The 7,762-nt window shown below is 70.9% G+C and carries 10 protein-coding genes and 2 pseudogenes; 3 read left to right on the forward strand and 9 right to left on the reverse strand.

Annotated features, from left to right (window positions below):
- The 7 genes and pseudogenes from VJS38_RS20795 to VJS38_RS20825 all read right to left on the reverse strand — a co-directional run.
- Positions 1–211, reverse strand: a pseudogene (locus tag VJS38_RS20795) (glutamate-5-semialdehyde dehydrogenase); the annotation flags it as partial.
- Between the two features lie 52 nt (positions 212–263).
- Complete coding sequence (gene proB / locus VJS38_RS20800) at positions 264–1,406, reverse strand: glutamate 5-kinase (protein ID WP_324090059.1); 1,143 nt, start codon at positions 1,404–1,406, stop codon at positions 264–266.
- Positions 1,394–2,461 (reverse strand): GTPase ObgE, encoded by a 1,068-nt coding sequence (gene obgE, locus VJS38_RS20805; protein ID WP_324090060.1) that lies wholly within the window; start codon positions 2,459–2,461, stop codon positions 1,394–1,396. The genes proB and obgE overlap by 13 nt, the downstream gene beginning before the upstream one ends.
- An 86-nt stretch (positions 2,462–2,547) precedes the next feature.
- The gene (locus VJS38_RS20810; protein WP_324090061.1) at positions 2,548–3,081 is read right to left on the reverse strand and encodes a GNAT family N-acetyltransferase; all 534 of its coding nucleotides are present in this window, start codon (positions 3,079–3,081) and stop codon (positions 2,548–2,550) included.
- 138 nt (positions 3,082–3,219) lie between these two features.
- Positions 3,220–3,492, reverse strand: a complete 273-nt coding sequence (rpmA, locus tag VJS38_RS20815) for a 50S ribosomal protein L27 (protein WP_324090062.1) — start codon at positions 3,490–3,492, stop codon at positions 3,220–3,222.
- A gap of 38 nt (positions 3,493–3,530) precedes the next feature.
- Complete coding sequence (gene rplU / locus VJS38_RS20820; protein WP_324090063.1) at positions 3,531–4,100, reverse strand: 50S ribosomal protein L21; 570 nt, start codon at positions 4,098–4,100, stop codon at positions 3,531–3,533.
- Between the two features lie 149 nt (positions 4,101–4,249).
- Positions 4,250–4,570: an antibiotic biosynthesis monooxygenase gene (locus VJS38_RS20825; RefSeq protein ID WP_324090064.1), complete on the reverse strand. Its 321-nt coding sequence runs from the start codon at positions 4,568–4,570 to the stop codon at positions 4,250–4,252.
- 130 nt (positions 4,571–4,700) lie between these two features.
- On the opposite strand from VJS38_RS20825, the gene VJS38_RS20830 reads away from it, so the two are divergent.
- Positions 4,701–5,165, forward strand: coding sequence for an MEKHLA domain-containing protein (locus VJS38_RS20830; protein ID WP_324090065.1), 465 nt, complete (start codon positions 4,701–4,703; stop codon positions 5,163–5,165).
- An 18-nt stretch (positions 5,166–5,183) separates the two neighbouring features.
- Here VJS38_RS20830 and VJS38_RS20835 read toward each other — a convergent pair whose 3' ends face one another.
- On the reverse strand, positions 5,184–5,987 hold the full coding sequence (locus tag VJS38_RS20835) for a transglutaminase-like domain-containing protein (RefSeq protein ID WP_324090066.1): 804 nt from the start codon (positions 5,985–5,987) through the stop codon (positions 5,184–5,186).
- A 269-nt stretch (positions 5,988–6,256) separates the two neighbouring features.
- Here VJS38_RS20835 and VJS38_RS20840 point away from each other — a divergent pair, with 269 nt between their 5' ends.
- Together VJS38_RS20840 and VJS38_RS20845 are read left to right on the forward strand one after the other, a co-directional pair.
- Complete coding sequence (locus VJS38_RS20840) at positions 6,257–6,628, forward strand: alanine-zipper protein (protein ID WP_324090067.1); 372 nt, start codon at positions 6,257–6,259, stop codon at positions 6,626–6,628.
- A 381-nt stretch (positions 6,629–7,009) separates the two neighbouring features.
- Complete coding sequence (locus tag VJS38_RS20845; RefSeq protein ID WP_324090068.1) at positions 7,010–7,351, forward strand: UrcA family protein; 342 nt, start codon at positions 7,010–7,012, stop codon at positions 7,349–7,351.
- Between the two features lie 31 nt (positions 7,352–7,382).
- Here VJS38_RS20845 and VJS38_RS20850 read toward each other — a convergent pair.
- A pseudogene (locus tag VJS38_RS20850) lies at positions 7,383–7,762 on the reverse strand (hypothetical protein); the annotation flags it as partial.

The following is a 7,762-nucleotide window of genomic DNA, read 5'->3' on the forward strand; positions in this document are numbered from 1 at the left end:
GGCCGACGGCGCCCTGCGCCACCGCCTGTTCGGCGGCGGGCACGTGCAGCAGGGCGCCGCCGTCGGGCGCGACCAGCAGCCGGTCGCCGGGCTTGAACGCGGCCGCCAGCGCCTCGCCGACATAGGCGACCCGGTCGCCGCCATAGACGATCGCCTGGCCCGCCTGCAGCCGCTCCAGCCGTCCGGTCGCCTTGTCCGCATTCCCGCTCATCGCGGCTTAACTAGGCGTTCTGAAGGGCAGGGGCAAATGGGGCGTTCGGTCCCTAAGCCGCCGTATGCGCCGCCAAGGCCAGGTCGTCGGCGTGGATCATCGGGCCCTCGCTGTAGCCGATCGCGGCTTCGATGGCGTCGCTCTTCAGGCCGCAGATGCGGGCCGCGTCGGGGGCGTCGTAGCGGACGATGCCGCGGCCGATCTCGCGGCCGTCCTCGTCGCGCACCACCACCGCGTCGCCCTTGTCGAAGGCGCCCTCGACGCCTTTCACGCCCGCGGCCAAGAGGCTCTTGCCGCGCCGCAGCGCCGCCGCGGCGCCGGCGTCGGCGGTGAGCGCGCCGGCGGGGGCGAGGCTGCCGGCGATCCAGGCCTTGTAAGCGGCGGCCGGCGTGGTCGAGGGCTCGATCACGGTCGCCCGTTCGCCGTGCTCGACGGCCCACAGCGGCGAAGGGCGCTCGCCGAGCGTGATGACGGTGGCGCAGCCGGCGGCCGAGGCGATGCGGGCGGCGGCGAGCTTGGTGGCCATGCCGCCGGTGCCGACGCCGGCGGCGGCGTTGGCGCCTCCGGCCATGGCCTCGATCTCGGGGGTCAGCCGCTCGATCCGGGGCAGGTGCTGCGCGTCCGGATCGGAGCGCGGATCGGCGGTGTAAAGGCCGTCGACGTCGGACAGCAGCACCAGCACGTCGGCGCCGATCATCTGCGCCGCACGCGCCGCCAGCCGGTCGTTGTCGCCGTAGCGGATCTCCTCGGTGACGACGGTGTCGTTCTCATTGACGACCGGCACGAGGCCCAGCTGCAGCAGGGTCTCGGCGGTGGCTCGCGCGTTCAGCCAGCGGCGGCGCACCTCGGTGTCGTCGCGGGTGAGCAGGATCTGGGCCGCGGCCAGGCCGTGCGGCTCCAGCGCCTCCTCCCAGGCGTGCATCAGCGCCGACTGGCCGGCGGCGGCGGCGGCCTGTTTCTCCGGCAGGGTCAGCTTGCGGCTGCGCGGCAGAGCCAGCCGCCGGCGGCCCAGCGCCACGGCGCCGGAGGAGACCACCAGCACCTGCTGGCCGCGGGCGCGCACCCGGGCGAGGTCCGCGGCGAAGGCGCCCAGCCAGTGCCGGTCCGGGCCGTCCTCGCCCACCACCAGGGCGGAGCCGACCTTGACGACGATGCGGCGCGCGCGCGCCAGTCCTCCGCCGCTCACGGACGCCAATCCCCGACGCTCGCCTCGTCGTCCTCGCCCGCCTCGTCCTGCGTCTCGCCGGCCGCCTCGGCGCGCCGCTGGCGCACCAGGGCCCAGGCCGCGCGCAGCAGCTCGGTCACGCCCATGCCGGCGAAGCCCGAGACCCGCCGGGGCTCCACGCCCGCAGCCGCCATCAGCTCGGCGGCCTTCTGCGCGATCGTGTCCTCGTCGAGGGCGTCGACCTTGTTCAGCGCCAAAAGCTCCGGCTTGTCGGCCAGCGCCTCGCCATAGGCCTCCAGCTCGTGGCGGACGGTGCGCCAGGCCTCGCCCACGTCCTCCTGCGTCGCGTCGACCAGGTGGATCAGTACGGCGGTGCGCTCGACATGGCCAAGGAACCGGGTTCCGAGGCCCGCGCCTTCGCTGGCGCCCTCGATCAGGCCGGGGATGTCGGCGAGCACGAAGCGCTCGGACGGCGACAGGTCGACCACGCCGAGGTTGGGGGTCAGGGTCGTGAACGGATAGTCGGCGATCTTCGGCTTGGCGGCGCTGGCGGCGGCCAGGAAGGTCGACTTGCCGGCGTTGGGCAGGCCGACCAGGCCGACGTCCGCAATGAGTTTGAGCCGCAGCCACACCCAGCGCTCCTCGCCCTCCTGGCCGGGGTTGGCGTGCTTGGGGGCCTGGTTCACCGGGCCCTTGAAGTAGGTGTTGCCGAAGCCGCCGTTGCCGCCCTTCAGCATGCGCACGCGCATGCCGGGCTTGTCGAAGTCGACGAGCACGGTGTCCTTGTCCTCGTCCAGCACCTCGGTGCCCACGGGCACCTTCAGCACCACGTCCTCGCCGGCGGCGCCGTGGCGGTTGCGGCCCATGCCGTGCACGCCGGTCCCGGCCTTGAAGTGCTGCTGGTAGCGGTAGTCGATCAGGGTGTTCAGGCCCTCGACGCTTTCGATCCAGACGTCGCCGCCGCGGCCGCCGTCGCCGCCGTCCGGGCCGCCGTACTCGATGTACTTCTCCCGCCGGAACGAGACGGCGCCCCCGCCGCCGTTGCCGCTGCGCAGGTAGATCTTGCACTGGTCGAGGAACTTCATCGGGGAACGCGGAGCCTTTCAGCGCAGGCGCTTAGCATGGAAGGAGCGGAAAGCAGATGCTCTCCCTGAGGGGAGGATCTGCTTTCCTACGCCAGCCAGATCATCATCCGTGTACGCACCGGACCCTGGCGCGCGTTGCTCCACAGGTGCTCGACGTCGCCGGTGTAGAGGAAGCCGGCCTTGACCAGCACCTGGCCGGAGGCGGGGTTGTCGGCGAAATGGCCGGAGACCACCAGGCGCCTGCGCCAGTCGCGCCGGGCCCAGTCGAGCGCGGCGCGGGTCGCCTCGGTCGCGTAGCCGCGGTTCCAGAACGGCCGTCCCAGCCAATAGCCGAGCTCCGAACGCCCGTTCGGCCGCGGCTTGAAGCCCAGGGCCCCGACCACGCCGAAGTTGCGATGCTCGATGACGAAGTAGGCCTCGCTGGCCCAGTCCGCATCCGCGCACCGGCCGATATGGGCCTCGGCGTCGGCCAGGGTATAGGGGTGCGGTATGGAGGTGGTCATCTTGGCCACGCCGACGTCGTTGGCCAGCTCGGCGATGCGTTCGGCGTCGGCATGGACCGGGCCGCGCAGCAGGAGCCGTTCCGTCGACAGCGTCGGCGTCACATCGATCGCGCACATCATACCTACCTCCCGAGCCCTTCGCGTCCGAAAGGCCCAAAAACAAAGCGGGGAGCCCGGCGTTCCGGACTCCCCGCTCGAAGTCTTGTCCGGTTCGCCTTTTTGAGGAGGCGGAACCGGAGAGAGGTCGGTTTCGCCTTATTCGGCCGCCATCACCTCTGCCGGGACCACCGTCACATAGGTGCGGTCATCGCGCTTGGTGACGAACTTCACGGCGCCGTTAGCCGTCGCGAAGAGGGTATGGTCGCGGCCCATGCCGACGTTTTCGCCGGCCCAGAACTTGGTGCCGCGCTGACGCACGAGGATGTTGCCGGCGAGCACGTTCTCGCCGCCGAACTTCTTCACGCCGAGACGGCGGCCTGCGGAGTCGCGCCCGTTGCGCGAGGAGCCGCCAGATTTCTTGTGAGCCATAACGCTCTCCTAAAACTCTTCCTTGGCTAAAGCGGGCCTTATTCGGCCGCGCCCCCGTCGGTGTTGGTGTCGTCGGTCTTCTTGGCCGCGGCCTTTTTCGGCGCAGCCTTCTTCGGGGCGGCCTCGGCGGCCGGAGCGGCTTCAACCTCAGCCTTCTTCGGCGCGGCCTTCCTGGCCGGGGCCTTGGCCGGCGCTTCCGCCGCCGCGGCCGGGACGTAAGGCAGGTTGCGCGCGCGGGCGTTCAGCTCGGCCTTGGTCACCAGGCTGACTTCGCCGTCCCACTTGGCGTCCTTGCCGGCGCCGGTGATGCCGGTCACGCGCAGCACGCTCTCGAGCTGGCGGTGGCCCTTGGTGCGGCGGTAGCCCTGGCGGCGGATCTTCTTGAAGATCTTCACCTTCTCGCCCTTGCGGGTCTCGATCAGGGTGGCGGCCACGGAGGCGCCTTCCACGACCGGCGCGCCGACCGTCACGGCTTCGCCGTCGCCCAGCATCAGGACTTCGCCGAACGCCACGTTCGCGCCGGGCTCGCCGTCGAGCTTTTCGACGACCAGCAGATCGCCGGGCTGGACCCGGTACTGCTTCCCGCCGGTCTTGATCACCGCGTACATGGTTCGCGCGCCTTCGTACTTGTAGAGTGTGTGCAAAACGGAGTGCGCCCGCAGGGAAGGCCCCGCGGACGAGAGGGGCGGTCTTATACGTAAGGGCGGCGGAGAGTCAACGCCGGGGCTGGGCGGCTCAGGTGGCGCGGGCGCCCCGGCTAGCTCGCCGGCGCGACCTCCTGCAGCACCTCGAAGCCCTCGAAGTTCGGGTGCCCGATGTAGAGCGGCTTGCCGCCGCCGGCGTCCCTGTGCGCCAGGCGGAAGGCCTCGGACTTGGTCCAGGCCTCGAACGCGGCCTTGGACGCCCAGAGCGAGTGCGAGGCGTAGAGGGTGTGGTCCTCGCGCTCCGGCCCGCGCAGCAGGCTGAAGCCCTGGAAGCCCGGGACGGTCTCCAGGTGGCTCTCGCGCGAGAGCCAGACGTCCTCGAAGGCCTTCTCCTGGCCGCGCAGCACCTGGAAGCGGTTCATGGCGATGAACATCGGCGGGCCCTTAGGCGTCTGAAGCGGGGCATGCAGTTTGCCTCGGGCTGCTGCGTCCTTCCAGTGCGCTTCGGCGTGGCGCTACGGCCAGATGCGAGGCTATCGTCGCCGCCAAAAAGGCGGACGGACAATGGATGCGGCGGAACAACTGCTGACGGCGAGCGCGGGGGCGCGGCTGGCCTTGATCGCCGGCAGCTTCGCGCGGCTGACCGGACGGCCGCTGCTGGGCGGGACGCCGGCCTCCGCCCATGCGCTTTGGACCGCGCCCATGGTGATCCTGGCCCACGGGACCGAGCCCGATCCGATCTTCTTCTACGGCGACCGCCAGGCGCTCGAGCTCTTCGAGCTCACCGCCGAGCAGCTGCTGCGGACCCCCTCGCGCCTGTCCGCGGAGGCCCCGGAGCGGGCCGAGCGGGCGCGCCTGTTCGGCGAGGTCAGCCGTCACGGCTTCATCGACAACTACGCCGGCGTCCGCATCTCGGCCAGCGGCCGGCGGTTCCGCATCGAACAGGCGTGCGTCTGGAACCTGCTCGACGAAGCCGGCGAGATCCACGGCCAGGCCGCCGCCTTCGACCACTGGGTCCGGCTGGACTAGGGGGACTTTTTCCGCCCTTCAACGCCTGGCCAGCTCGTCGAGCGCGGCGACCACCCGGGCGCGCAGCTCCGGCTCGCGCGTCGTCTCCAGCATCGCGCTCAGGCTGCGGCGGGCCGCGGTCGGATCGCCCCCCAGCCGTTCGAGCCTGGCCCGCGCCCACCAGCCCCGGCTGTGGCCGGGCGCGACGGTGGTGATCCTTCGCATGACGGCCAGGGCGCGCGCATTGCGGCCGGACCGCTCGGCGCGGGTCGCCTGGTTCATCATCAGCCGAACCAGGACGGCGCGGTTCGACATCGGCGCGACCTGAGCGGGCGCGACCGAGCCCAGCAGCTCCGGCGCGATGTCCAGCAGGCTGGCGAGCTGCTCGCGGCCGACGAAGGCGCCGCGGTTGAACGGATCGACCAGCAGCGATCCGGGCCGGCCGACGCCCACCAGCACATGCCGCGGCGTGTTGAGCGCGTGCGCCGTCCAGCCGGTCCGCCGGGCCAGGGCGACGTAGAGGATCGAGAGCGCCACCGGCAGGCCGCGCCGCCGGTCGATCACCTGGATCAGGTCGGCGTTGGCGGGATCGTCATAGGTCTCGGTGTCGCCGGCGAAGCCGAGCTCCACGCCCAGGACCTCGGCGAGCGCGTCCCCCTGCATCCCCGGGCCGCGGGCGAAGGCGGCGCGCAGGTGCAGGCGGCCGGCGGCTTCGTCGAGCAGGGCGAGGTAGGGCGCCAACGCCGCCTTGGGGTGGTCGAGCGCGGCGATCTCCAGCGCAGCCTTGTCCAGCTCGATCTCCGTCTCGTCGACGAGCCCGAGATGGGCGATCTGCTCGATCATGCTCGCGCGCCTTTCGCTCGCCGCGTGCGCTTCAGCCCCTTTTTCGCTTGGCCTTTTGCGCTTGGCCCCTTTGCGCTTGGATAGAGCCATTATGACAGATGCAGCTCGCCGCGCGACGTTGCGCAGAGCCCTGGATAGCTGAGACCGACCCCTGGGTAATCTCGGTGGAGACCCTCGGGCTTGCTACCGATGTTATTATTTATTGATGAGAAGTGAACTGTCGCGCTGTTCGCCAGTTGTTGGCGCATTCACCCAGCGGAGGTTGTTCCATGCTCAGCATTGTCAGCAGGAGTTCGATAGCGGCCGTTCTGGCCGGAACCCTGGCGCTTGGCGGTTGCGCCACAGTCGATTCCGTCAAGCACGCCCAGGAGACGGCGGACCAGGCCATGTCGGCCGCTCAGGCTGCGCAGGCCTCGGCGAACAAGGCTCAGAGCAGCGCCGACGCCGCAGCCCAGGCCGCACAACAAGCGCAGTCCACTGCGGAGCAGGCGAACACCACCGCCCAGAGCGCCGCCAACGCTGCGCAGGCGGCCAACGCCAAGGCCGATGAACTGTCGACCACGATGCAGAACATGAAGGCGAAGCACTATCGCAAGCATCGCGGCAGTTCCGGCAAGGCCAAGGCGGGCGAACGCGGTTGACGTCGGCCGCCGCACGCGGCGGCTCCGTCTCCTCTTCACCGGTCTCGCACGTCGCTCCGGAAGCAGCGGCCAGCCCCGGGCTTGACGCCCGGGGCTGGCTCCTATCGGCCTGACGCCGAGCACGTGCGTCCGCGGAATTTCGCTCCGCGGCGGTGGCGGGCGGCTGGTTGTGACGTGTGACGCGATGTTGCGTAATATTACGCTATGACGGCGTTGGCGGGTAATGGCGCCGCGCATGATGTAACGTAGCGCTGCGGCGCGACGTCGAAAGCTAAGTAAATCCGTGCGTTGTGAGTTGCTGATGCTGCGAACCGGGTTACTTTGCGCGCGCTGCGCTGGGACGGTGCAGTCAAAGTCGGCATTCAACTAGGATTTACCGAGATGAAGCGCGCAATTGTCTGCGCCGCGTTCGGCGCGTCCGTGATCATGGGCGCCGCGACCGCCGCCTGGTCCGAGGACGGACAGATGCGGGTGGCCCTCGGCGACCTCAACTTGGCGACGCCCCAGGGGGCCCAGGTCGCGCTCGCCCGGATCGAATTCAGCGCCGGCGGCTTCTGTGACGCGGGCGCCGGACGGCAGACGCTGGAGCGCACGGCGCTCGTCGAGCGCTGCGTCGCGGAGATGACCCGCAAGAGCGTGGCGCAGCTGCACGCGCCTCTGGTGACGGCCCTGCTCGACGGCCGCGCGCCCCAGGCCAAGGCCGTGGCGCTGGCCGAGAAGTAGTCGAAGCCGAGGGCGGCGTTTTTCGCGCCCCCTATCGGATAAGCAGCAGGTCGGACCACCGCCAGGCGCCGGCGCCCAGCACGACACGGGTGCCCCGCCCGTCGTTCAGCGACAGCATCACCAGGCCGCGCATCGGCTGGCTGCGGCAGGCCCTGGGGGCGAAGCCCACCTCCACGGCGATCGCCTGGCGCAGGCTGGCCAGGCCCTTGCCGTCCTCCTCGCCGTGGCGCACCCAGTCGCCGTTCCACACCACCAGCGGCCGGCCCTCGAAGCCCGGCGCGCGCCGGGCCTGGGCGATCGCGGCGCGAACGCTGGCGTCGTTGCGCAGCGCCTTCTGCAGCCGCCGCACCATGTCGCAACGGCCGCCCGCCCCTGAGCCGCCGCCGCCCCCCGATCCGTCGCCGTCGCCGG

The sequence above is a fragment of the Phenylobacterium sp. genome (assembly GCF_035276905.1).
Lineage (GTDB): Bacteria > Pseudomonadota > Alphaproteobacteria > Caulobacterales > Caulobacteraceae > Phenylobacterium.